A 24,242-nucleotide genomic window follows, 5' to 3' on the forward strand; every position below is an offset into this window, starting at 1 on the left:
AACAGAGGGAACCCAGTATGACCATGACACCCGAGCAGGCCGGCTGGTTCTCCGACAATTTCGCGAGGCTCGTCTCGAACGTCGAGACCGTGCTGCTCGGCAAGACCTTCGTGATCCGCCTCGGATTCACCGCGCTGCTCAGCGAGGGGCACCTCCTGCTCGAGGACTTCCCCGGTACGGGCAAGACGTCGTTCGCGCGCGCGATCGCGCAGAGCGTCGACGGGGTCAGCAACCGGGTGCAGTTCACGCCCGACCTGCTTCCCGGCGACATCACCGGCGTCAGCATCTTCGACCAGAGATCGGGCGAGTTCGAGTTCCACCGCGGACCGATCTTCGCCAACGTGGTGCTGGCCGACGAGATCAACCGGGCCAGCCCGAAGACCCAGTCCGCGCTGCTCGAGGTCATGGAGGAGGGCACGGTCACCGTCGACGGCGTCACCCACGACGTGGGCCTCCCGTTCATGGTCATCGCCACCCAGAACCCCATCGAGCAGGCCGGAACCTACCGGCTGCCCGAGGCCCAGCTCGACCGTTTCATCATGAAGACGTCGATCGGCTACCCCGACCACGCCTCCACCCTGCGCATCCTCGAGGGCGCAGGAACGCGCGCGCACGAGACCACGGTGCCGGCCATCGCCAGCGCCGAGGTCATCATCGAGATGGCACGCCTCGCGCGCACCGTGCACGTCGATCCCACCATCAACGACTACGTGTCGAGACTCGTGGATGCCACGCGGTCGGCCACCGAGGTGCGGCTGGGGGCGAGCGTGCGTGGCGCCCTGGCGCTGCTGCGCTGCGCGAAGACCCTCGCGGCCTCGAACGGCCGTCACTACGTGATCCCCGACGACGTGAAGGCCCTCGCCGAGGTCGTGCTCGCGCACCGACTGGTGCTCGACCCCGAGGCCGAGTTCGACGGGGTGACAGGCACGAGCATCATCAGCCAGCTGCTCATCGAGACACCCCCGCCGAGCGATCGGCAAGCCGTGTGACGCTGCGATCCGACTCCCACTACCCGACGGCGACCGAGGGCCTCACCAACGCGCGAACCAAGCTCGTAGGTAATCGAACCGGATTCGTCGCCGACGCCGTGATCACCACCGTGCGCTTCGCCGGCGCGCTGCGCTCGGTGCTCGCGCGCCTCGCGCGACGGGCGGCCGCGGTCGTGACCCCGCTCGGCTGGGTGGTGCTGGCGATCATCCCCGTCGCCCTGTTCGCCGGGTACGGACTCGGGTGGGTCGAGCTCGTGGTCGCGGGATTCGCCGGCGTCGTTCTCGTGGCCGTCGCGGTCGTCTATCTCATCGGTCGCAATTCGATCGAGATCGGGCTCGATGTCGCCCACTCGCGCGTCGTCGTCGGCGAAGTCGCGACCGGCACTGTCACCGTCCGCAACGCCGGAATCGGCCGCACCCTCGGAGTCACCGTCGAGATCCCCGTGGCCCACGGGCTCGCCGAGATCGCCGTCCCCAGTCTCGCCCGCGGAGCCCAGTCGGTGCAGCGCTTCTCGATCCCCACGAGGCGGCGCGGCGTCGTCGCCGTCGGTCCAGCGCGCACCGTGCGCGCCGACCCGATCGGCCTGGTGCGCCGCGAGCTGCTCTGGACCGACTCCACCGACCTCTACATCCACCCGCGCACCATCGGAATACCCAGCATGAGCGCGGGGCTGGTGCGCGACCTCGAGGGGTCGCCCACTCGCGACCTGACCAACTCCGACATCGCCTTCCACGCGCTGCGCGAATACCAGCCGGGAGACGAACGGCGAAACATCCACTGGAGGTCCACGGCCAAGACCGGCACCTACATGGTGCGCCAGTTCGAGCAGACGCGGCGCAGCCACCTGGTGATCGCGCTGAGCCTCGCCCACGCCGACTACGCCTCCGACGAGGAGTTCGAGATGGCGGTGAGCGTCGCCGGCTCGCTCGGATCCCGAGCCATCCGGGAGATCCGGGAGGTCTCCGTCGTCGTGAGCGAGAAGACCCCGGAGTTCGCCGCTCGCAAGGTCGTCGCCGTACGCGCCCTGTCCACACGCAGCCGGGTGAAACTGCTCGACGAGCTCGCCGTGGTCGAGTCGGCGGAGACCGCGATCGCCATCACCGACATCGCGCGCGTCGCGGGAGCACAGGTCGCCGGCGTGTCCGTCGCGTTCCTCATCTGCGGATCGACCACTACCGCGACAGAGCTGCGCGCCGCATCGACGAAGTTCCCCGTGGGCGTCGAAGTGATCGCTGTGGTCTGCGACCCCGATGCAGCCCCGTCGCTGCGCACGGCCCCGGGGCTCAGCGTGCTCACCATCGGGTACCTCGAAGACCTGCCCAAGTCGCTCGCCAGGGTGGTGGCCGCGTGAGACGCCCCCGACCTGCTGCGTCCTACATCGTCGCGAACACCGCGATGCTGTGGCTGGGCATCGCGCTCGCCTCCATCGCCCTCTGGCCCATCTACCAGAGCGCGGCAATCGTCCTCCTCGTGGCGGTGACGACGGTCGCCGGCTCCGCGATAGCCATCCTCGGCGCGGTCTTCCGCTGGTCGTCGCCCGTGGTCCTGGCGGCCACGGTCGTCGCCTTCCTCCTGCTGGGGGTGCCCCTCGCCGTCCCTCAGCAGGCGCTCTACGGCGTCCTTCCCACCCTCGACGGGCTCGTCCAGCTCGTGAGCTCGGTCGCCCTCGGCTGGAAGCAGCTGCTCACCATCACCCTCCCGGTCGGCACGTACCAGGGCCTCCTGGTGCCGGCGTTCGTGCTCGTACTCGGCGTCTCGGTGTGCTCTCTCACCGCCGCGCTGCGTGCCCGCCGCGGCGGCCTCGCGGTGATGGGGCCGATCGTGCTCTTCGTCGTTGCCGCGGCGTTCGGGCCCGACTACGCGATACTCCCGCTCTTCGTCTCGCTCGCACTCATCGTCAGCAGCCTGGTCTGGCTCATGTGGCGACGCTGGTACGCACGGCGGAACGCCGTTCGGCTGCTCGCTCGCGAGGCAAGGTCGACCGACGGAACCGGGGCGGTCGTGCCGTCGGAGCACAGGCTCGTCGGCCTGCGCACGATAGTCGCGGCGGGGGTCATCCTCGCTGTCGCCGGCGCCGCCGGAGCGGGAGCCGCCACTCTCGCCCCGCCGACAGGTCCGCGCGAGGTCCTGCGCGCCGCCCTCGTGCAGCCATTCGACCCGCGCGACTACGTGAGCCCGCTCGCCGGCTTCCGTCGCTACCTCCAGACCGGCGAGTCCACCGATGTGCTGTTCACCGTCACCGGCCTGCCCACCGACGCGCGCATCCGCGTCGCGACCCTCGACACGTACGACGGCATCGTCTACTCGGTCGGGAGCGAGGCCGTCGCGAGCGAGTCCGGATCGTTCACCCGGGTGCCCTACCGCTTCGACCAGTCGTCGGTCGAGGGCGACCCCGTCTCGATCGACGTCACGGTGGAGGGGTACACCGGGGTGTGGGTTCCCACCGTGGGCCGGCTCGAGTCCGTGGCCTTCACCGGTTCGCGTTCCGCGACGCTGCGCGACCGGTTCTACTACAACGACACCGCGGCGACCGCCGCGGTGCTGGGCGGCGTGCGCGCGGGCGACCGGTACCGGCTCGAGGCCGTGCTGCCCGACCAGCCGGCTCCTGGTGCGCTGCAGGCACTGCGGCCCGGTGCGGCGGTCGTGCCGGAGATCGGTGTGCTGCCCGCCGAGATCGAGACCGTGCTCGACCGCTACACCGACGGCGTCGAGGGCGCGGGTCCGCAGCTCGCCGTGATGATCGCCGGACTGCGCGAGAACGGGTACATCAGCCATGGAATCGGCGCCGACGAGCCTCCCAGCCGTTCGGGGCACTCGGCAGACCGCGTCACCCAGCTGCTCACCGACCAGCGGATGATCGGAGACGCCGAGCAGTACGCCGTCACCGCGGCCCTGATGGCGCGTCAGCTCGGTTTCCCGGCGCGGGTCGTCTTCGGGTTCGCCCCCGACGTCCAGTCGGGCGAGACCCGCGTCACCGGCGCATCCGTCTCGGCGTGGATCGAGGTCGACACCGTGGGCTTCGGCTGGGTGACGATCGACCCCACCCCGCCCGTGCGGCCGATCCCGGAGGAGCTTCCCGAGGAGCCGACGACGGTGTCCCGCCCGCAGTCGGTCATCCCGCCCCAGGTGGTCGAGCCGGACCGCCCGGTGGAGCAGACACCGCAGGAGTCCACGCCGGAGGAGCCAGCGACACTGCCCGAGTGGCTGGTCATCGTGCTCCTCATCGCACAGGTGCTCGGGTGGACGCTGCTCGCGGCCGCCGTCATCGCGTCGCCGTTCCTCGCGATCATGGCCGCAAAGCTGCGCAGGCGCCGTCGTCGCCGTCGCGCCGCCACCCCGCTCGCGCGCATCAGCGGGGGGTGGAACGAGTACCGCGACCGCGTCGTCGACCACGGGCTCACCCCGCCGGCCACCGCCACCCGACGAGAGCTCGCCACCGTCGTCGGCGGAAGCCAGCCGGTGATCCTCGCGGCGATCGCCGACCGTGCGATGTTCTCGCCCCGCCCGCCCACCGCCGAGGAAGCGGACAAGGTCTGGAAGGCGGTTCGCGAGCTCAGCGCCCACCTCGACAACGGCGCGACGCGCTGGCAGCGCTTCAAGGCACGCATTTCGCTGCGGTCGCTTGGTAAAGTCGCTGGCGGGGGTCGCGTTCCGCGTCGCCCGAACGACAAGGGCACGAGGGATTCCACGCGTGCCGAGGCCAGCCAGGGTGAGGGGGCGACCCCGTGAATTGCAGGAACTGCGGCACCGAGCTGCCGACGGGAGCACTGTTCTGCGGCGAGTGCGGAACCACCGTCGCCGTGCCGCGACTCGTCGAGCCGCACACGCGCCCGCGACCGGGTGACACCGCCATCATCCAGCCGATCGACATCCGAGCTCCCCGACTCGAGTTCCTCGAGCCGGATCCGGCCGACCTCGCTTCCGTCCGGCGGGATTCGCCTGCCGAGCCGGATATCGAGCCGCCCCTCGAACCCGCCGTCGACGCGGCCGTCGAGACGCAGTCCGCGCGGATGGCGGAGCCCGTCTCCGAGCCGATCGCAGAGCCGGCAGACGACGCCCCGCAGATCGAGACCAGCTCGGCCCGCCCGGTCACCGGTCGTGCGCCCGCCGGCCAGGCCGGCCCTTCCGCGCGAGCCCGCCCGAGGGTGCCCGACCCCTGGCCCGTCACAGACCACTCCTCGGTGCCGGTCGTCGAGGCGTCCTTCCCCACGACGATCGCCCCGGCGCCCGCAGCTGCGGGGACTTCCGCGTCCGCGCCGACTACCGCGGCGGTTCCCGCGCCTGTCCCGGAGCCCGCGCCCGCGCCCGCTCCAACGGCACCGCGACGGCTGACCCCGCCGGCCGCCGCACCGGTCTCACCGCCCCTCGCCCCGCCCGCGGTCCGTACGCCGCTCACGCCACCGGCATCCGTCGCTCCGCCCGTCGTTGTTCCGCCCGTCGCCGAGCCGATCTCGCGCCGTCCGTCGAACGCCGCGTTCGAGAGCCAGCACGACGACGTGGAGGCGACCCGCATCGTGCGCGGACGTCAGGGCGACCGGTTCGTGCTGCAGTTCAGCACCGGCGAGAACGCCACGGTGTTCGGAACCGGGCTCGTCGGCCGCAACCCCGTGCTGCAGCCCGGCGAGTTCGTCGACCAGCTCGTGACGATCCTCGACCAGGGCAAGTCGGTGTCGAAGACGCACCTCGAGTTCGGTCAGACCTCCGGGGTGTTCTGGGTGGTCGACCGTTTCTCCGCCAACGGGACGGTCGTGCGCCAGCCCGACGCTCCGCCGCAGCGGCTCGACCCCGGCAAGCGACAGCCGGTCGCGCGTGGAACCCGCGTCGACATCGGCGAGCAGTTCTTCGTCGTGAGCTGACTCCTCCCCAGCCGGAGCGCGGGAGCCCGCTCCACGACTCTCGACGGACGCCGTCGGCCCGTGGCGGGCTGGTGTTCTGCTTGAAGCGTGCAGACAGCTACCGAACACGTCGCCGCGCCCGTTCCGCCCGCGGCCGCGGCGCCATTCAGCTTTCCCCTGATGGCTACGATCGCACCCGTGGCGGTGAGCGTCGCCCTGTGGCTCATCACCTCGTCGGTGTTCGCCCTCGTCTTCGCCGCACTCGGGCCCGCGGTCGCGATCGCGAGCCTCGCGGATGCGCGCCTACAGTCGCGGCGCACGTCCCGGCGCGAGAAGCAGCGGTTCGCCGCGGAGACGGCGGCAGCCCGAGCAGACGTCGTCGGCGCCCACGACCGGGAGCGCGCCATGCTCGCCGCTTCCGCCCCGTCGGCGGGGCGCCTGATCGACGGCGGCTGGAACGAGTCGGAGCAGTGGCTCGGCGGCCTCGACGAGGTCGTCGCGGTGAGTGTCGGGCGGGGCGACCGCCCCAGCGGCGTCGTGCTCGACGGGATGCCGGCCCCGTCCCGCACGGTCGGCGACCACAACGACGCGCTGCGCGAACTGGCGGCGCGGGCACGCACCGTGAGCGACGCACCGCTCGTCGTCGACGCCCGACTCGGTCTCGGCTTCGTCGGTGCGCCGGCGGCGTGCGCCGCTGCCGCGCGGTCGGCGCTCGTGCAGGTGCTCGCGACGCTCCCGCCGGCGTCGCACCGCGTGAGCGGGAGCACGGCGACGCCCGACTGGGCGTGGCTCGACGAGGCACCCCACGGTCGGGGCGACGTCGACTCGGCGGGCGGCATTGCGACCTCCCGAGGCGCAGACGCGGGTGCGGGCACGAGCACGGGAACAAGCACGGGAGCGGTGCCAGGCACGGGCACGGGCACGAACACGGCCTCGGTCGTGCGGGTGATCGGCCCGTCGGGGCAACTCGTCGTCGCCGTCGCGCCCGGCCGCGACGACCTGCCCCGCGCCGCCCGGATCGTCGTGCGGGTGGACGGCACACGGGGGAGGATCGAGCAGCACCCCGACCCGTCGTTCCTCGTCCCTGTCGCCGTCGAGCTCACCTCGAGAGAGCAGGCGGCCGCGGTGGCGCGGCGGTTCTCCGTGCACGCGGCGCGGGAGGGGCTCGTGGCTGCCGCGGGGCTCGTCGACGCCGTGAGCTTCGCCGACTGTGTCGACCGCCGACCGGGGGAGCGCGGCCAGCAAGACCTGGCGGGCGGGCAGGGCCGGCCGGACGCGCCCCGCCGCGGACTAGCCTGCACCGTCGCGGTCGCGGCCGACGGTCCCGTCACCATCGACCTGGTGGAGCACGGGCCGCACGCCGTCGTCGGCGGAACCACCGGCAGCGGCAAGAGCGAGCTGCTCACCGCGTGGGTGCTCGCGCTGGCGCGGTCGCATTCGCCGCGTGACGCGAGCGTGCTCCTGGTCGACTTCAAAGGCGGATCGGCGTTCGCCAGCCTCGCGGCCCTCCCGCACTGCGTCGGCGTGCTCACCGACCTCGACGAGGCGTCTGCCGGGCGCGCCCTGCAGAGTCTCGCCGCCGAGCTGCGTCGGCGCGAACGACACCTCGCCGAGGCCGGCGCGAAATCGATCGACGACCTGACCGAGTCGGTAGACGTGCCCACCGCGTCGGCAGGAGCGAGCGGCCGGTCCGCGTCGGCAGACGCGGAGGGCGCGTCCGGGCGCCTCAGATCGGCCGGGCGGCTGCCGCGACTGGTCATCGTCGTCGACGAGTTCGCGGCCATGGTGTCCGGATTCCCCGACCTGCACGGCCTCTTCGGCGACATCGCTGCCCGCGGCAGATCGCTCGGCGTGCACCTGATCCTGTGCACCCAGCGACCAGCGGGCGTGATCAGGGACGCGGTGCTCGCCAACAGCGCCATCCGCATCTCGCTCCGCGTCAACAACCGGACAGACAGCACCGCCGTCATCGGCACCGACGGCGCGGCGGCGCTCCCGCTGTCGCCGCGGGGGCGGGCGCTGATCTCCTCCGACGGTGACGAGCCCGTCCTCGCCCAGTTCCCGCTCGTGCTGCCCTCCGACATCGAGGCGGTGGCCGCTCTGTGGACGCATGACGTGACTCGCCCGCACCGACCGTGGCTCGACCCGCTGCCGCCATCGATCGATCGCTCACGGCTCAGAGCCGTGGCCGCCGCCACGGAGCCAGGCGTCTCCGCCGACGCCATCCCGTTCGGGCTGCTCGACGATCCCGCGAACCAGTCCCAGCCGGTCGCCCTCTACCGGCCGACGGAGCACGGCAGCCTGCTGGTGCTCGGCGGCGCCGGTTCGGGCAAGTCCACCCTGCTCGCCTCGATCGCGGCCGGTGCCGACGGAGGCGTCGAACGGGTGCCGCAGCACGTGGAGGGCTCGTGGGACGCCCTCGCCGCGCTGCTCGCCGAGATCCGAACACCCGCCGCCGCTCTGCCGGAGCGCCCGTCCGAGGCGCCGCCCGACCGGGTCGTGCTGCTCGACGACCTCGACGTCGTCGTCGCCCGGTGCGGAGAGGACCACGAGAGCGCCGTCGTCGACATGCTGACTCAGTGCCTCCGTGAGGGACCGGCCCGAGGCATCCGTTTCGTCGTCTCGGCGCAGCGCCTCACAGCCGCCCTGCATCCGATCGCCGCCCTCTGCGGCAGCCGCCTGCTGCTGCGTCTGCCCAGCCGTCAGGAGCACGTGCTCGCCGGCGGGGACAGCCAGGACTACATCGAGCGGATGCCGCCCGGCGGTGGTCGCTGGCTCGGGCTGCGGCTGCAGGTCGCGGCGGCGGATCCGGGAGAGACCCACCGTGCGCGGCACGCGAAGCACGAGCTGTCACGGCGCAGCACCATCGACCTCGCTCGGCCGCTCGCCGTGGTCTCGAACCGGCCGGGCCCCTTCGTCGACCGTCTGCGGCGCGCGTTCCCCTCACTCGCCCCCGCCGCGATAACACTCATCGGAGGCGCGCCCGGCGCGACGCCCGACCCGGCGCCCGCCCAGATCACCGTCTCCGTCGGCGCGCGCCCCGAGGTGATCGTGGGCGACGTTGAGGCATGGCAGGCGCAGTGGGGAGCGCTGGCCGCACTGCGGTCGACGCACACGGTCGTCGTCGATCACTGCACCGTCGGCGAGTTCCGCGCCGTGACGCGATCCCGTGCGCTCCCGCCGCCGCTCGCACCAGACGGCGACGTGTTCTGGGTCGTCGCCGCCGAGGACGGCGTCGTTCGCGGAATCCTGCCTCACCATTGATTCCGCACCAAATGCCCCGCAGTTGTGCTGATTTCGTGAAATTCTTGTTACAAGGTCGAGCATTCAGTTGTTTTTTTATGGCCGTCGACCGTGCTCTATGCAAGTATCGACTCACGTAATTCCACCGGCACATTCGCCCAACGCCCAGCGCGCAAGAGGAGTCCCCGTGAACCGAGCCCTTCCCGAAGACCCGATGATCCGGCGCCTCGTGCAGCAGGCCAGGCAGTCTCAGGTCTCGCGTCGCGCGCTGCTCTCCACCGGCGGTGCCGCCGCCGCGACTCTCGCGCTCGCGGCGTGCAGCACGGGAGGGGCGGCGAAGCCCACCGCGGCGCCCGACGAGTCCGACAGCGACAAGAGCCTCAACTGGGCGAACTGGGCCGCATACATCGACGAGGCCGACGACGGCAGCTACCCGACGCTCGAGCGGTTCGAGCAGGAGACTGGCATCTCGGTCAAGTACATGATCGACGTCGACGACAACAACTCCTACTACGGCAAGGTCAAAGACCAGCTCGCCCTCGGTCAGGACATCGGCGCAGACACCGTCTGCCTCACCGACTGGATGGCCGGCCGCTGGATCAAGTTCGGCTACACGCAAGAGCTCGACCACGCCAACATCCCGAACATCTCGAACCTCCTGCCCACCCTGCAGGAGCCCGACTTCGACCCCGGTCGCGCCAACTCGCTGCCGTGGCAGGGCGGTTTCGCCGGCATCTGCTGGAACAAGGAGAAGCTGCCCGACGGCCTCACGAGCGTGAACGACCTGTGGAACCCCGAGCTCAAAGGCCGGGTCGGCGTGCTCTCCGAGATGCGCGACACGATCGGCCTCATCATGCTCCAAGAGGGCATCGACATCTCCGGCGACTTCAGCGACGAGGAGTTCAGCCGGGCCGTCGAGATCTTCCGCACCCATGTGGAGTCGGGCCAGATCCGTAACGTGAAGGGCAACTCCTACCTCGAGGACCTCACCAACGAGGACACCCTCGCCGCGATCGTCTGGTCGGGCGACATCACCGTCATCAACGCCGAAGCCGGCGACAAGTGGGAGTTCATGATTCCCGAGGGCGGCGGCACCATCTGGAACGACAACTTCGTCGTGCCCATCGGCTCGTCGCGCAAGACCAATGCCGAGACCCTCATGAACTACTACTACGAGCCCGAGGTGGCGGCAGAGGTCGCCGCGTGGGTCAACTTCATCACGCCGGTCGCCGGCGCGAAGGAGGCGATGCAGGCCATCGACCCCGAGCTCGCCGAGAACCAGCTCATCTTCCCAGACGAAGAGACCCTCGCGACCGTGAAGGCGTTCCGCACGCTCACCTCCGAGCAGGAGCAGAAGTACGGTGCCGAGTTCCAGAGCGTCCTGCTCGGCGTCTGACCATCGGTCTTAGGGAGAACGACACATGGCAGGATCATTCGCCGAGTCGGGCGCAGACCTCGAACTCGTCGGCATCACCAAGAGATTCCCCGGGTTCACGGCGATCGAGGACCTGAATCTCACCATCCCCGCCGGCTCGTTCTTCGCCCTGCTCGGCCCGAGCGGCTGCGGCAAGACGACGACGCTGCGCCTGGTCGCCGGGCTCGAGGAGGCGACGGCGGGGCGCATCCTCATCGGCGGAAAGGACGTCACGACGACCAAGTCGTTCCAACGGCCGGTCAACACCGTCTTTCAGAGCTATGCACTCTTCCCGCACATGAGCGTTCTCGAGAACGTCGCGTTCGGGCTGAAGAGACGCAGGATCGCGGATGCCACGGCCAAGGCCCATGAGGCCCTGAGACTCGTCGAGCTCGACCACCTCGCGCAGCGAAAGCCGCAGCAGCTCTCGGGTGGCCAGCAGCAGCGCGTCGCCCTCGCCCGCGCGGTGGTCAACCGGCCCGCGCTGCTCCTGCTCGACGAGCCGCTCGGCGCGCTCGACCTGAAGCTGCGCCGGCAGATGCAGATCGAGCTGAAGACGATCCAGCAGGATGTCGGCCTCACCTTCCTGCACGTCACCCACGACCAGGAGGAGGCCATGACCATGGCCGACACGGTCGCCGTGATGAACAAGGGGCAGATCGAGCAGATGGGCGCGCCCGAGGAGCTCTACGAGCTTCCGAGAACCGCGTTCGTCGCGAACTTCCTCGGTCAGTCGAACCTCTTCACCGGGCCGGTCGTCACGTCCACCTCGACATCGATCGTCGTCGACGTCGCGGGGCGCAGGATCGAGATCCCGACCGAGCGGGCTCAACGCCACGCGGGCGACGTGACCGTGGGAGTGCGGCCCGAGAAGCTCATGCTGCACACGAGCGCCCCCGAGGAGCAGCCAGACATAAACGTCGTCGGACCGGGTCGCGTCACCGACGTCTCGTTCAGCGGCGTCAGCACCCAGTACCAGGTCGCGGTGCCCGGCCTCGGCTCGATGGTGGTCTTCGCGCAGAACATGGTCTTCGGCCCGGTCGTGTCTCTCGGCGCCGAAGTGTGGCTGACCTGGAACACCGACCACGGCTTCGGGCTCGCCGACGACCCGGCAGACGCACCGCGCTTCGCGGCCGACACCGACACGCACTCTCTCGCGCTGCAGAAGCGCGAGAAGCTCGAGGCGGAGTTGGAAGAGGCCTAGGAATGGCCTTCGGAGCATTCGCCAGCACGGCCACGGCGCCGGCCGAACCCGTCGTACGCCGACGCAGCAGGGTCGCACTCTGGTTGCTGCTCCCCGGCATCCTGTACCTGGCCCTGTTCTTCCTCGCGCCGCTGCTGTCGCTCGTCATCACGTCGTTCCAGGCGCCGGTCGAGTTCGGCGACATCGGGCAGTATCAGACGGCGTTCAAGTGGGAGAACTACACCACCGTCATCGGCACCTACGGGCCGCACATCGTCCGGTCGTTCGTGTTCGCCGCCACCGCGACCGTCGCCGCGCTGCTGTTCAGCTTCCCCCTCGCCTACTTCATCGGAGTGAAACTGCGCCGGTTCCCGCTGCTGCAGGCCCTCGCACTCACCCTCGTCATCGCACCGTTCTTCATCAGCTTCCTGCTGCGCACGCTGGCGTGGAAGCAGCTGCTATCCGACGAGAGCTGGCTGGTCTCCAGCCTGCACGGCCTGCAACTGCTGCCGCCGGGCGCCCACGTCACCGGCACCGCCTTCTCGGTGATCTTCGGTCTCACCTACAACTTCATCCCGTTTATGACGCTGCCGATCTACGCCTCGCTCGAGCGTCTCGATCTGCGCTACGTCGAGGCCGGGGGCGACCTCTACGCGAGCCCCGCGTCGACCTTCCTCCGTGTCACCGTGCCGCTGGCGGCCCCCGGCATCATCTCCGGCGCCCTGCTCACCTTCATCCCCGCGGCCGGCGACTACATCAACGCGAGCCGGGACTTCCTCGGAAGCACCGACACCGCCATGATCGGAAACGTCATCGAGGCCAACTTCCTGGTGCTGCAGAACTATCCGGCCGCCGCGGCGCTGTCGCTGATCCTGATGGTGGCGATACTGATCCCGGTCAGCGTCTACGTGGTGCGTAGTGGAACGGATGATCTGCTGTGAACTCCTTCTCCCGCTGGTTCGGGCGCTACGCGCTGTGGATCTACTCCGTGCTCGCCTTCGCCTTCCTCCTCGTGCCGATCGTCTACACGATCGTCTTCTCGTTCAACGACTCGCGCCGCTCGAACATCGTCTGGCGCGGGTTCACCCTCGACAACTGGACCAGCGTCTGCGAGTCGCAGGGTGTGTGCGAGGCGTTCGGCAACAGCGTGCTGGTCGGCGTCGCCGCCACTCTGATCGCCACGACGCTCGGCACGATGATCGCCATCGCCCTCGTGCGGTTCCGCTTCCCGTTCCGCAACTCGACCACGCTGCTGCTCTTCCTGCCGATGGCCACCCCCGAGGTCGTGCTCGGCGCCGGGCTCGCCGCCGAATTCCTCACGGCCGGCGTGCAGAAGGGGATCGGCACGGTCATCCTCGCGCACACGATGTTCTGCATCAGCTTCGTCGTGGTCACGGTGCGTGCGAGGGTGGCGAGCCTCGATCCGGCGCTCGAGGAGGCGGGCCGCGACCTCTACGCGTCTCCGGCCCAGGTGTTCCTGCGTGTCACCTTCCCGCTGCTGCTGCCCGGCATCGTCGCCGCGGCCCTGCTGAGCTTCGCGCTCAGCTTCGACGACTTCATCATCACGAACTTCAACTCGGGGTCGTTCGTGACGTTCCCGAAGTACGTCTACACCGCCGCAGCGCGGGGGATACCGGCCGAGGCCAACGTGATCGCGTCAGCCGTCTTCATCATCGCGATCGTGTTCGTCGTGACGTCGCAGGTGTCTGCGGCCGCCAGGCGCAAGCGGCTGGCGCGGCAGGGCTGATCGTTAGCGGAGGCTGTCGACGGGCGCTTCGACAGGCTCAGCGACCGGCTGCTTCGACGGGCTCAGCGACCGGCTGCTTCGACGGGCTCAGCGACCGGCTGCTTCGACGGGCTCAGCGACCGGCGCGCTTCGGCGGGCTCAGAGCCCGGCGAAGCCCTCGTCGAGCACGCCGACCGCCTCGAGCAGCAGCTCGTCGCTGATGGCCAGGCTGGGCAGGAAACGAAGCACGTTGCCGTAGGTGCCCGCTGTCAGCACCAGAACGCCGTTCTGCGCCGCGTGACTGGCGAGCGCGGCGACGGCGGCCGGGTTCGGGTCGCGCGTTCCCGGCTGCACCAGCTCGATCGCGATCATCGCGCCGATTCCGCGCACATCGCCGATCACGGGGTATTTCTCCTGCAGTTCGAGCAGGGCGGTGGTCAGCGTGTTGCCGATGCGCACACCCTCTGCGAGCAGGTCGTTCGACTCGATCTGCTCGAACACCGCGATGGCCGCGGCCGCCGAGACGGGGTTGCCTCCGAAGGTGCCGCCGAGTCCGCCGGGCTGGGCGGAGTCCATGATCTCCGCGCGACCGGTGACCCCGGCGAGCGGCAGGCCGCCCGCGATGCCCTTCGCCGAGAGGATCATGTCGGGCACGAGGCCGAGGTGCTCGCTCGCCCAGTACTTGCCGGTGCGGCCCATGCCGCTCTGGATCTCGTCGGCGATGAAGACGATGCCGTTCGCCGTGCACCACTCCTGCAACGCGGGAAGGTAGCCGTCGGCGGGCACCATGAAGCCGCCCTCGCCCTGGATCGGCTCGACGACGAGGCACGCGAGGTCGGCCGCTCCCACGGTCTTCTCGAGGTAGGAGATGGTGTTCACCGCGGCATCCGCCCCGCTGAGTCCGTCGTGGAACGGGTACGAGCTGGGCGCACGGTACACGTCGCCCGCGAACGGACCGAAGCCGGTGCTGTAGGGCGCCGCCTTGAAGTTCATCGCCATCGTCAGGTTGGTGCGGCCGTGGTACGCGTGCTCGAGCACGGCGATGCCGTTGCGGCCGGTGTGCTTGCGGGCGATCTTGACGCCGTTCTCCACGGCCTCCGCTCCGGAGTTCACCAGCACGGTGCGCTTGGCGTGATCTCCCGGCGTGTGCTGCGCGAGTAGCTCCGCGACGCGCACGTAGCTCTCGTACGGCGTGACGGTGAACAGCGTGTGGGTGAAGTCCCGCAGCTGACGCGTCGCCGCCTCGACGACGGCGTCGTTCGTGTGGCCGATGGTGGTCACGCCGATTCCCGCGCCCAGGTCGATGAACTGGTTGCCGTCGACGTCGACGATGATGGCGCCGTGAGCGCGTTCGATGTAGACCGGAAGTGCCGACGAGACGCCGGGAGGCACCACCGCGAGGCGGCGCTGGTGCAGCTCCTGCGACTTCGGACCAGGTACCGCGGTGACCACTCGTCGCTCCTGAGCGACGGTAGAAGCGGACGGGGTCGTGGAGGATGTCAGCAAGTCAGTCATGATGGAGTGAAGTTTACCCTCTCGACACCGTGCAACCGGGAGCACCCGGCTAAGGAGAACATGAATCTCGAACACCACTACACGACGGCCATCGAGTGGGTCGGCAACCGCGGAACCGGCACGAGCGCCTACAAGGCCTACGGTCGCGAGACGGTGATCACGGCGGCCGGCAAGCACTCCATCGAGGGATCGAGCGACCGGGTCTTCCACGGCAACGCCGAGCGCTGGAATCCGGAGGAGCTGCTGCTCGCCGCGCTGAGCGAGTGCCACCTGCTGAGCTACCTGCACGTGGCCGCGAGCAACGGCGTCGTCGTGACCGAGTACACGGATGCCGCCACGGGGACGATGGTGCAGACGGCAGACGGCGGCGGGCACTTCACGACGGTCACCCTGCGCCCGCGGGTGACGATCTCATCGGGAGACGTCGACCTCGCGCGCGCACTGCACCGCGAGGCCAGCACGAAGTGCTTCATCGCCGCGTCGATGAACTTCCCCGTGCTCCACGAGCCGGAGATCGTACTCGTCCCCGCCTGATAGGGCGGCCGGTGCACGACCGACGCCCCGCACTGTGACACGATTGAAAAATGAGGCGATTGTGGGCAGTGGCGGCGGCGAGCGTTCTGCTCGCGGCGACCGCCGCCGTCGCACCCGCGAACGCCTGCACCTGCGGCGCGATCGCACCGGCCCCTGGCGCGGCCGTCTCCGTCACCGACGAGAGCGCGATTCTCAGCTACGCCGCCGGTGTCCAGAGCATCCAGCTGTCGCTCGGCGTCGAATCCGCCATCGCCAGCGCGGGCCTCATCATCCCGACGCCCAGCCCCGCCACGGTCGTCGCGGGCGACCAGAAGCTGTTCCAGGCGCTCGACGAGCAGATCGCCCCGCGCGAGCACCAGGTCGACGACTGGTGGGGGAACATGGTCGACCCCCGGGCGACCACCGAGCCGACAGTCCTCGCCAGCACGAGCATCGGCGGCCTCGAGGCCACCGCGCTCGACGCCTCCGACCTCGCCGGCCTCGCAGCCTGGCTCGGCCAGCACGGGTTCGCGCTCACGCCGGAGGTGTCGGCCCAGCTCGAGCAGTACAACGCGAAGGGCTGGTACTTCGTCGCCGTCGCCCTCACGAACGACGACCACCTCGACGGCCGACTCGAGCCCATCAACGTGTCGTTCCCCACCACGTCGCTCGTCTACCCGATCGGACTGACGCGCGCGACCGACCAGCAACGTTCGCTGCGTCTCAGCGTCGTCAGCGACCACCGCGTCGACGTCGTCCAGGCGGGCTCGTCGAGCGCGCCGCTCAACGCCGCCGAGCGCGTCGTCTGGGCGGGGCCCGTGACCGAGAAGCCGCTCGCCGCGCTCGGCAGCTATCTCACCGTCGTCGACCTGCGCTTCGACAACCCTGCCGCCCAGGTCACCACCGACATCGGACTCACCTTCTCGCCCAACGACGACGTCGTCGAGCACACCGTCTCGGTCGTCCGTCCCATCCAACTGCTCGGGTTCCCCCTCGGAACGCTTCTCGCGGTGTGGGGGGCGCTCGGACTGCTCGGACTTCTCGGCGCGATCATCGCCCGCAGCAGGCTGCGATAGGGGCCCGTCGCCGACCTCTGCCCGACTTGCCACCCTGCGCCCAGCTTGAGTGCGGGACAATGGTTGCTGCCCCCGCACCGGGACGGCACAGCAAACAGCGAAAAGAAGGGTGCGAATTGCGCACAGCATTGTCACTCGTGGTCGTACTCGGACTGGTCGGCTCGCTCGCCGCCTGCTCTGCGGCCGCCCCAGAAGCCAGTTCGGACTGCACGCCCACCAAGTCGGGCAAGGCGTCTGAGAGCGTCAAGGTCAGCGGCGACTTCGGCGCGAAGCCCACCGTCGACATCAAGGACCCGCTCACCGCGAGCACCACCCAGCGTTCGGTGGTCATCGAGGGTGACGGCGCCGTCGCCCAGGCCGGCAACGACGTCACGATGGAGTTCACCATCTACAACGGCGCGACCGGCGAGGCCATCGAGGGCGGCGGAACCGAGTACAAGGAAGAGCCGGCCGCGTTCACACTCGACGAGAACCTCATCGCGGGCTTCACCAAGACGCTGGAGTGCTCCACGGAGGGCAGCCGCGTCGTGGGAGTCTTCTCGCCGGCCGACGGAATCGTCGCCGAGAACCTCGAGAGCTTCGGCATGACCAAGGACGACTCGCTCGTCATGGTCGCCGACCTCATCTCGACCGAGAAGCCGGCCACAGTGCTGCCGAAGTCCGACGGAGAGCCTCAGGAGCTCCCCGAAGGCTTCCCCGCCATCGAGCTGAGCGTCGCCGACGACGAGACGGGCACCCCGACCGTCACGCTTCCAGGCGGCACCGCGCCCGCCGAACTGCAGATCGCCACCACGATCAAGGGCGACGGCAAAGAGGTCGCCGACGGCGACTCGGTCACCGTCAACTACCAGGGCATCAACTGGCGCACCGGTGAGGTGTTCGACCAGAGCTGGGGCGCCGAGCCCGCGACCTTCCCCACCGACCAGGTCGTCTCCGGCTTCGGCCAGGCCCTCGTCGGCCAGACCGTCGGCTCGCAGGTCATCGCAGTCATCCCGCCCGACCTCGGCTACGGCCCGCAGGGCGGCAACGAGCAGGCCGGCATCCTCGCCGACGACACGCTCGTCTTCGTGATCGACATCCTCGCCACCAAGGGCTAGGCACCAGGGCACCACACGACGGGGATCGAGCGCACGCCGCTCGGTCCCCGTCTCTGCGTCCGGGCGTCCCGGCTAGGCTGACACGGTGCGCACAGTCATAGTCCTCGGCTCGACCGGGTCGATCGGAGTCCAGGCCCTCGAGGTCATCGCCGAGAACCCCGAACAGTTCACGCTGGTGGGCCTCGGCGCCGGCAGTAACCGGGAGCGGCTCGCCGAGCAGGCCGCGGCCTTCGGCGTCGAGCACACCGCCCTGGGCGCCGACGAGGCCAGCGCACTCGTGCGGGGCGTACGCGCCGACGTCGTGCTCAACGGAATCACCGGGTCGGTAGGACTCGGCCCGACGCTGGCCACTCTGGAGACCGACGCCACACTGGCCCTCGCCAACAAGGAGTCGCTCATCGTGGGCGGCGGCCTCGTCAAGGCGCTCGCGAAGCCCGGGCAGATCGTGCCGGTCGACTCGGAGCACTCCGCCATCGCGCAGGCGCTGCGCTCCGGCACGTCGGCCGAGGTGCGCCGCCTCATCGTCACCGCCTCGGGCGGTCCGTTCCGCGGCCGCAGCCGCGAGTCGCTCGCGAACGTCACCCCGCGTGAGGCGCTCGCGCATCCGACCTGGGACATGGGCCTCGTCATCACGACCAACTCCGCCACCCTCGTCAACAAGGGCCTCGAGGTCATCGAGGCGCACCTGCTCTTCGACGTGCCGTACGACCGCATCGACGTGACCGTGCACCCGCAGTCGATCGTGCACTCAATGGTCGAGTTCGTCGACGGATCGACGATCGCGCAGGCCAGCCCGCCCAACATGAAGCTTCCGATCTCGCTCGGCCTCGACTGGCCGAACCGCATCACCGGCGTCGGCACGCCGCTGGACTGGACCACCGCGAGCACCTGGACGTTCGAGCCGCTCGACGACGAGGTCTTCCCGGCTGTCGAGCTCGCGAAGACCGTCGGCCGCCTCGGCGGCACGTTCCCCGCCGTCTTCAACGCCGCCAACGAGCAGGCCGTGCTCGCCTTCCACGCCGGACGCATCGGCTTCCTCGACATCCTCGACACGGTCACGCGCGCGGTCGAGCTGCACGAGGCGGGGGAGTACTCGCTCGAGGGCGTCTACGAGGCCGAACGGTGGGCCCGGCGCACCGCAGACGCGCTGCTCGACTCTCGCGCCTAGCATTCAGCCCGCGCTCAGCGGATCCATGGCCGCGCGAGGCTATTGTTAGCCAGTGGAATCCGTGCTGCTCTATCTCCTGGGCATAATCATCGTCGTCGTCGGCCTCGTCGTCTCCATCGGGCTGCACGAGGTCGGGCACCTCGTTCCCGCCAAACTGTTCGGCGTCAAGGTCGGTCAGTACATGATCGGCTTCGGCAAGACCCTCTGGTCGCGCAAGATCGGCGAGACCGAGTACGGCTTCAAGGCCATCCCCATGGGCGGCTACATCTCGATGGCCGGCATGTACCCGCCCGAGAAGGAGGGCGGCTCGGCCCGCGCCTCCAGCACCGGGTTCTTCCAGACGCTCGTCCAAGACGCCCGGACCGCCAGCGCCGAGGGCGTCATCGTCGGCGAAGAGCAGCGCGTCTTCTACAAGCTCGCCGTCTGGAAGCGCATCGTCATCATGCTCGGCGGGCCGGCCATGAACCTGCTGATCGGCATCGTACTCTACGCGGTCCTGCTGATGGGCTTCGGCGCCGCGCAGGCCTCGACGACCGTCGGCAGCGTCTCCGCGTGCGTCGTCAGCCAGTCCAGCTCGACCGACCCCGCCGACGACACGGAGTGCTCCGCCGGGGACGCGACGGCGCCGGGAGCCGCAGCGGGTCTCAAGCCCGGCGACCGGTTCGTCAGCCTCGACGGCACCCCGATCACGTCGTGGGACCAAGCCACCCAGATCATCCGCGACTCCGCGGGCGACGACCTCACGATGGTCGTCGAACGCGACGGCGAGAACGTCACCCTCACCTCGGTGCCGCTGCTGACCGAGCGGTACGTCTACGACGAGAACAGCGAAGTGCTGACGGATGCCTCGGGCGATACCGTCACCGAAGAGGTCGGGTTCCTCGGAATCGGACCGGCCCTCGAGACGGTGCAGCAGCCGATCACTGCCGTGCTTCCCGCCGTCGGCGACAACATCGGCCGTGTCGGCCACATGATCCTCAACCTGCCCGAGCGCCTCGTCGACGTCGTGAACGCTGCCTTCGGCACCGAGGAACGAGACCCGAACGGCCCGATCAGCGTCGTCGGCGTCGGCCGTCTCGCCGGCGAGATCTCCAGCCTCGACTCCATCGCCGTCGCCGACAAGGCTGCGAGCCTCGTCGGCCTGCTCGCCTCGCTGAACATCGCCCTGTTCGTCTTCAACCTCGTGCCGCTGATGCCGCTCGACGGCGGCCACGTCGCCGGGGCGCTCTGGGAGGGCATCCGCCGGTTCTTCGCGAAGCTCTTCGGCCGGAAGGATCCCGGTCCAGTCGACATCGCAAAGCTCGTGCCGCTGACCCTCGTCGTCGTAGTGCTGCTCGGCAGCATGAGCGCCCTGCTCATCTACGCCGACCTCGTCAAGCCGATCAGCATCCTCTAGCAGTCCTTCACGCCGCCAGCGAACCGTGACCTTACGAAAGTAGAATCGACGCGTGCCTGCAATAAACCTCGGACTCCCCAAAGCTCCCAACGTCCTCACTCCCCGCCGCAAGACCCGCCAGATCAAGGTCGGCAAGATCGGGGTCGGCAGCGAGTCCCAGGTGAGCGTGCAGTCGATGACGACGACGCAGACGACGAACATCAACGCCACCCTGCAGCAGATCGCCGAGCTCACCGCGACCGGCTGCGACATCGTGCGTGTCGCCGTTCCGCATCAGGACGACGCCGACGTGCTGCACATCATCGCTGCGAAGAGCCAGCTGCCCATCATCGCCGACATCCACTTCCAGCCGCGCTACGTCTACACGGCCATCGACGCCGGCGTCGGCGCGGTGCGCGTCAACCCCGGCAACATCCGCAAGTTCGACGACCAGGTCGGCAAGATCGCCGCGGCGGCGAAGGCCGCGGGCGTCTCGATCCGCATCGGCGTCAACGCCGGATCGCTCGAGCCGAGCCTGCTTCAGAAGTACGGCAAGGCCACCCCCGAGGCGCTCGTCGAGAGCGCCGTGTGGGAGGCGAGCCTGTTCGAGGAGCACGACTTCCACGACTTCAAGATCTCGGTCAAGCACAACGATCCGGTGACCATGGTCAAGGCCTACCGCCTGCTCGCCGAGCAGGGCGACTGGCCGCTGCACCTCGGCGTCACGGAGGCCGGCCCCGAGTTCCAGGGCACCATCAAGAGCGCGACGGCCTTCGGTCTGCTGCTCGGCGAGGGCATCGGCGACACCATCCGCGTCTCGCTGTCCGCGCCACCCGCGCAGGAGGTCAAGGTCGGACTCCAGATCCTGCAGTCGCTCGGCCTGCGCGAGCGCAAGCTCGAGATCGTCTCCTGCCCGAGTTGCGGCCGTGCCCAGGTCGACGTGTACAAGCTCGCCAACGACGTGACCGAGGGGCTCGAGAAGATGACCGTGCCGCTGCGCGTCGCCGTCATGGGCTGCGTCGTCAACGGTCCCGGTGAGGCCCGTGAGGCCGACCTCGGCGTCGCGAGCGGCAACGGCCGCGGCCAGATCTTCGTCAAGGGCGAGGTCATCAAGACCGTGCCGGAGGCCGACATCGTCGCAACACTGATCGAAGAGGCCAACCGGCTCGCCGCCGAGATGCCCGTCGGCGCCACCGGCTCTCCGGTCGTCGTCACCCCGTAACGGCTCGACCTCGTAACGGCTCGACCCCGTGGCCGCCCGAGCCCCGAGCGGTCCGGGAACACCGAGGTTGCTCAACTAGAATCGCCGGGTGTCTACTCGTCTCTCGCAGCTCTTTGTCCGCACCCTCCGTGAAGATCCCGTCGACGCGGAGGTGACCAGCCACCGCCTGCTCGTTCGCGCCGGCTACATCCGCCGCCAGGCGCCAGGTATCTACGCCTGGCTGCCGCTCGGCCTCAAGGTCAAGCGCAAGATCGAGGCGATCGTGCGCGAGGAGATGGAGGCCGCCGGCGCCCAGGAAGTGCACTTCCCCGCGCTGCTGCCCCGCGAGCCCTACGAGACGACGGGCCGCTGGACCGAGTACGGCGAGAACCTGTTCCGCCTACACGACCGCAAGGGCGCCGACTACCTGCTCGCCCCCACCCACGAAGAGGTCTTCACCCTGCTGGTGAAAGACCTGTACTCGTCGTACAAAGACCTGCCGCTGTCGATCTACCAGATCCAGGACAAGTACCGCGACGAGGCACGTTCACGCGGGGGGCTGCTGCGCGGCCGCGAGTTCACGATGAAAGACGCGTACAGCTTCGACTACACCGACGCCGGACTCGACGTCAGCTACCAGGCCCAGCGCGACGCCTACGAGCGCATCTTCACCCGCCTCGGCCTCGAGTACGTGATCGTGAAGGCCGACGCCGGAGCGATGGGCGGCAGCCGGTCCGAGGAGTTCCTGCACCCGACCCCGGTCGGCGAGGACACCTTCGTGCGCACCGACGGCGGCTACGCGGCCAACGTGGAGGCCTTCGAGACGCTCGCCGCCGAACCGCGCTCCTACGAGAAGCTGACCCCGGCCGAGGTGCTCGACACCCCGGACACCCCGACCATCGCCACCCTGGTCGACGTCGCGAACGAGAAGCACCCACGCCCCGACGGCCGCGCCTGGACCGCCGCCGACACTCTCAAGAACGTGGTGCTGGCGCTCACGAACCTTGACGGAACCCGCGAACTCGTCATCGTCGGCCTGCCCGGCGACCGCGGGGTCGACATGAAGCGTGCCGAGGTCGCCTTCGCGCCCGCCGCCGTCGAAGCAGCCACCGAGGAGGACTTCACGAAGCACCCCGGACTGGTCAAGGGCTACATCGGCCCGTGGTCGGCCGAGGGACCGGTGCTCGGCACCGAGTTCGAATCGGTCACCGGCATCCGCTTCCTGCTCGACCCCCGGGTCTCCGACGGCACCGGCTGGATCACCGGAGCGAACGAGCACGGCAGGCACGTCTTCGGACTCGTCGCCGGACGCGACTTCACCGCCGACGGCGTCGCCCAGGTGGCCGAGGTCGTCGCGGGCGATCCCGCACCCGACGGCTCCGGCCCGGTCGAACTCGCGCGCGGCATGGAGATCGGCCACGTCTTCCAGCTCGGACGCAAGTACGCCGAGGCCCTGGGTCTCAAGGTGCTCGACGAGAACGGCAAGCTCGTCACCGTCACGATGGGCTCGTACGGGGTCGGGATCACCCGGATCATGGCCGTCATCGCCGAGAGCAACAACGACGGCAAGGGCCTCATCTGGCCGACCAACGTGAGCCCGTTCGACGTGCACGTCGTCGCGGCAGGCAAGGAGCCCGTCGTCTGGGAGACCGCAGAGGCGCTCGTCTCCGCGCTGGAGACCAGCGGCAAGGACGTGCTCTTCGACGACCGCCCCAAGGTCTCGCCCGGCGTGAAGTTCGGCGACGCCGAGCTGCTCGGCGTGCCGCTGATCGTCATCGTCGGACGCGGGGCCGTCGACGGCAACGTCGAGCTGTGGGACCGCCGCACCAACGAGCGCACCCCGTACCCCGTCGCCGAGCTCGTGGAGGTGCTGTCGAAGTGACCGTAGCCGTGGGCAGCACCCGGGTCACCCCGCAGGAGCTCGACCGCGCCCGGTCGATCCTCGCCACGATCACCGAATCGTACGAGCACACCGTCGTCGGCCAGGACGGTCTGCGCTCCAGCCTGATGATCGCCCTGATGACGGGCGGCCACATCCTGCTCGAGAGCGTGCCCGGACTGGCGAAGACCACGGCGGCGAAGGCCCTCGCCGACGCCGTGAGCGCCAGTTTCAAGCGCATCCAGTGCACGCCCGACCTGCTGCCGAGCGACATCATCGGCAGCCAGGTCTTCGACTACGCCACCTCGACGTTCTCCACCCAGCTCGGCCCGGTGCACGCGAACTTCGTGCTGCTCGACGAGATCAACCGCTCGAGCGCGAAGACGCAGAGCGCGATGCTCGAGGCCATGCAGGAACGGCAGACCACCATCGGCGGCGAGATCTTCGCGCTGCCGCACCCGTTCCTCGTGCTCGCCACCCAGAACCCCATCGAGCAGGAGGGCACCTACCACCTGCCCGAGGCGCAGCTCGACCGCTTCCTGCTCAAGGAGGTTCTCGACTACCCGCAGTTCGCCGAGGAGATCGAGATCCTGGCGCGGCTCGAGGCCGGCGTCTACGACGCGGCCGACGAGTCGACGGATGTCCCGCCGCCGACCGTCTCGATCGACGACGTGCTCTTCCTCCAGTCGGTCACAAAGCGCGTGTTCCTCGACGAGTCGATCACGAACTACATCGTCTCCGCGGTCTACGTCACCCGTCACGCCGAGCAGTACATCGGCGCCGACCTCGCGGGAGCGATCGAGTACGGCGCGAGTCCGCGCGCGAGCATCGCGTTCAGCAAGGCGGCGCGCGCGCTCGCCCTGCTGAACGGCCGCGACCACGTGATCCCCGACGACGTGAAGGCGCTCCGTCACGTGGTGCTGCGACACCGGATCATCCTGAACTTCGAGGCGATCGCCGACCAGATCGTTCCCGAGACGATCATCGACGCGGTCTTCGACGCCGTGCAGGCGCCCTAGGACGGCGC

The 24,242-nt window shown here is 69.5% G+C and carries 18 protein-coding genes; 17 read left to right on the top strand and 1 reads right to left on the bottom strand.

All coding sequences use genetic code 11. The features are described 5' to 3' along the window. Positions 1-17: 17 nt before the first annotated feature. From ABIE21_RS01690 to ABIE21_RS01730, 9 genes are all read left to right on the top strand, one after another. Entirely contained in the window at positions 18-989 is a 972-nt protein-coding gene (locus ABIE21_RS01690; protein WP_354023052.1) for an AAA family ATPase, read from the top strand. Further along, positions 986-2,341, top strand: a complete 1,356-nt coding sequence (locus ABIE21_RS01695) for a DUF58 domain-containing protein (RefSeq protein ID WP_354023053.1) — start codon at positions 986-988, stop codon at positions 2,339-2,341. Before ABIE21_RS01690 ends, ABIE21_RS01695 begins: the two co-directional genes overlap by 4 nt. Then, a complete protein-coding gene (locus tag ABIE21_RS01700; protein WP_354023054.1) occupies positions 2,338-4,719 on the top strand; it encodes a transglutaminaseTgpA domain-containing protein in 2,382 nt (793 codons plus the stop codon). Before ABIE21_RS01695 ends, ABIE21_RS01700 begins: the two co-directional genes overlap by 4 nt. After that, positions 4,716-5,846, top strand: coding sequence for a zinc-ribbon domain-containing protein (locus ABIE21_RS01705; protein ID WP_354023055.1), 1,131 nt, complete (start codon positions 4,716-4,718; stop codon positions 5,844-5,846). The genes ABIE21_RS01700 and ABIE21_RS01705 overlap by 4 nt, the downstream gene beginning before the upstream one ends. 159 nt (positions 5,847-6,005) lie before the next feature. Further along, positions 6,006-9,089 (top strand): FtsK/SpoIIIE domain-containing protein, encoded by a 3,084-nt coding sequence (locus ABIE21_RS01710; protein WP_354023056.1) that lies wholly within the window; start codon positions 6,006-6,008, stop codon positions 9,087-9,089. Between the two features lie 193 nt (positions 9,090-9,282). After that, the gene (locus tag ABIE21_RS01715; RefSeq protein WP_354024384.1) at positions 9,283-10,464 is read left to right on the top strand and encodes an ABC transporter substrate-binding protein; all 1,182 of its coding nucleotides are present in this window, start codon (positions 9,283-9,285) and stop codon (positions 10,462-10,464) included. Between the two features lie 25 nt (positions 10,465-10,489). Next, the gene (locus ABIE21_RS01720; protein WP_354023057.1) at positions 10,490-11,686 is read left to right on the top strand and encodes an ABC transporter ATP-binding protein; all 1,197 of its coding nucleotides are present in this window, start codon (positions 10,490-10,492) and stop codon (positions 11,684-11,686) included. 2 nt (positions 11,687-11,688) lie between these two features. Continuing rightward, positions 11,689-12,606 carry an ABC transporter permease gene (locus tag ABIE21_RS01725; RefSeq protein WP_354023058.1) on the top strand — a complete coding sequence of 306 codons (918 nt, stop codon included), beginning with the start codon at positions 11,689-11,691 and terminating at the stop codon, positions 12,604-12,606. After that, positions 12,603-13,412 (top strand): ABC transporter permease, encoded by an 810-nt coding sequence (locus ABIE21_RS01730; protein WP_354023059.1) that lies wholly within the window; start codon positions 12,603-12,605, stop codon positions 13,410-13,412. Before ABIE21_RS01725 ends, ABIE21_RS01730 begins: the two co-directional genes overlap by 4 nt. 138 nt (positions 13,413-13,550) lie before the next feature. Here the strand turns inward: ABIE21_RS01730 and gabT are convergent, their stop codons facing one another. Further along, positions 13,551-14,906 carry a 4-aminobutyrate--2-oxoglutarate transaminase gene (gene gabT / locus ABIE21_RS01735; protein ID WP_354023060.1) on the bottom strand — a complete coding sequence of 452 codons (1,356 nt, stop codon included), beginning with the start codon at positions 14,904-14,906 and terminating at the stop codon, positions 13,551-13,553. A 60-nt stretch (positions 14,907-14,966) separates the two neighbouring features. On the opposite strand from gabT, the gene ABIE21_RS01740 reads away from it, so the two are divergent. The 8 genes from ABIE21_RS01740 (at position 14,967) to ABIE21_RS01775 (ending at position 24,234) form a co-directional block, all read left to right on the top strand. Next, positions 14,967-15,440: an OsmC family protein gene (locus ABIE21_RS01740; protein ID WP_354023061.1), complete on the top strand. Its 474-nt coding sequence runs from the start codon at positions 14,967-14,969 to the stop codon at positions 15,438-15,440. 50 nt (positions 15,441-15,490) lie between these two features. Then, positions 15,491-16,495, top strand: a complete 1,005-nt coding sequence (locus ABIE21_RS01745) for a DUF2330 domain-containing protein (RefSeq protein ID WP_354023062.1) — start codon at positions 15,491-15,493, stop codon at positions 16,493-16,495. Between the two features lie 116 nt (positions 16,496-16,611). Then, positions 16,612-17,592: an FKBP-type peptidyl-prolyl cis-trans isomerase gene (locus ABIE21_RS01750; protein ID WP_354023063.1), complete on the top strand. Its 981-nt coding sequence runs from the start codon at positions 16,612-16,614 to the stop codon at positions 17,590-17,592. Between the two features lie 85 nt (positions 17,593-17,677). Continuing rightward, positions 17,678-18,760 (top strand): 1-deoxy-D-xylulose-5-phosphate reductoisomerase, encoded by a 1,083-nt coding sequence (dxr, locus tag ABIE21_RS01755; RefSeq protein ID WP_354023064.1) that lies wholly within the window; start codon positions 17,678-17,680, stop codon positions 18,758-18,760. A gap of 52 nt (positions 18,761-18,812) precedes the next feature. Then, on the top strand, positions 18,813-20,156 hold the full coding sequence (locus ABIE21_RS01760) for a M50 family metallopeptidase (RefSeq protein WP_354023065.1): 1,344 nt from the start codon (positions 18,813-18,815) through the stop codon (positions 20,154-20,156). 52 nt (positions 20,157-20,208) lie between these two features. Further along, positions 20,209-21,357, top strand: a complete 1,149-nt coding sequence (gene ispG / locus ABIE21_RS01765) for a flavodoxin-dependent (E)-4-hydroxy-3-methylbut-2-enyl-diphosphate synthase (RefSeq protein ID WP_354023066.1) — start codon at positions 20,209-20,211, stop codon at positions 21,355-21,357. 88 nt (positions 21,358-21,445) lie between these two features. Next, entirely contained in the window at positions 21,446-23,218 is a 1,773-nt protein-coding gene (locus ABIE21_RS01770) for a proline--tRNA ligase (protein ID WP_354023067.1), read from the top strand. Then, positions 23,215-24,234, top strand: a complete 1,020-nt coding sequence (locus ABIE21_RS01775; protein ID WP_354023068.1) for an AAA family ATPase — start codon at positions 23,215-23,217, stop codon at positions 24,232-24,234. The genes ABIE21_RS01770 and ABIE21_RS01775 overlap by 4 nt, the downstream gene beginning before the upstream one ends. Positions 24,235-24,242: the final 8 nt, after the last annotated feature.

The sequence above is a fragment of the Conyzicola nivalis genome, assembly GCF_040548875.1.
Classification (GTDB): Bacteria; Actinomycetota; Actinomycetes; order Actinomycetales; family Microbacteriaceae; genus Conyzicola; species Conyzicola nivalis_A.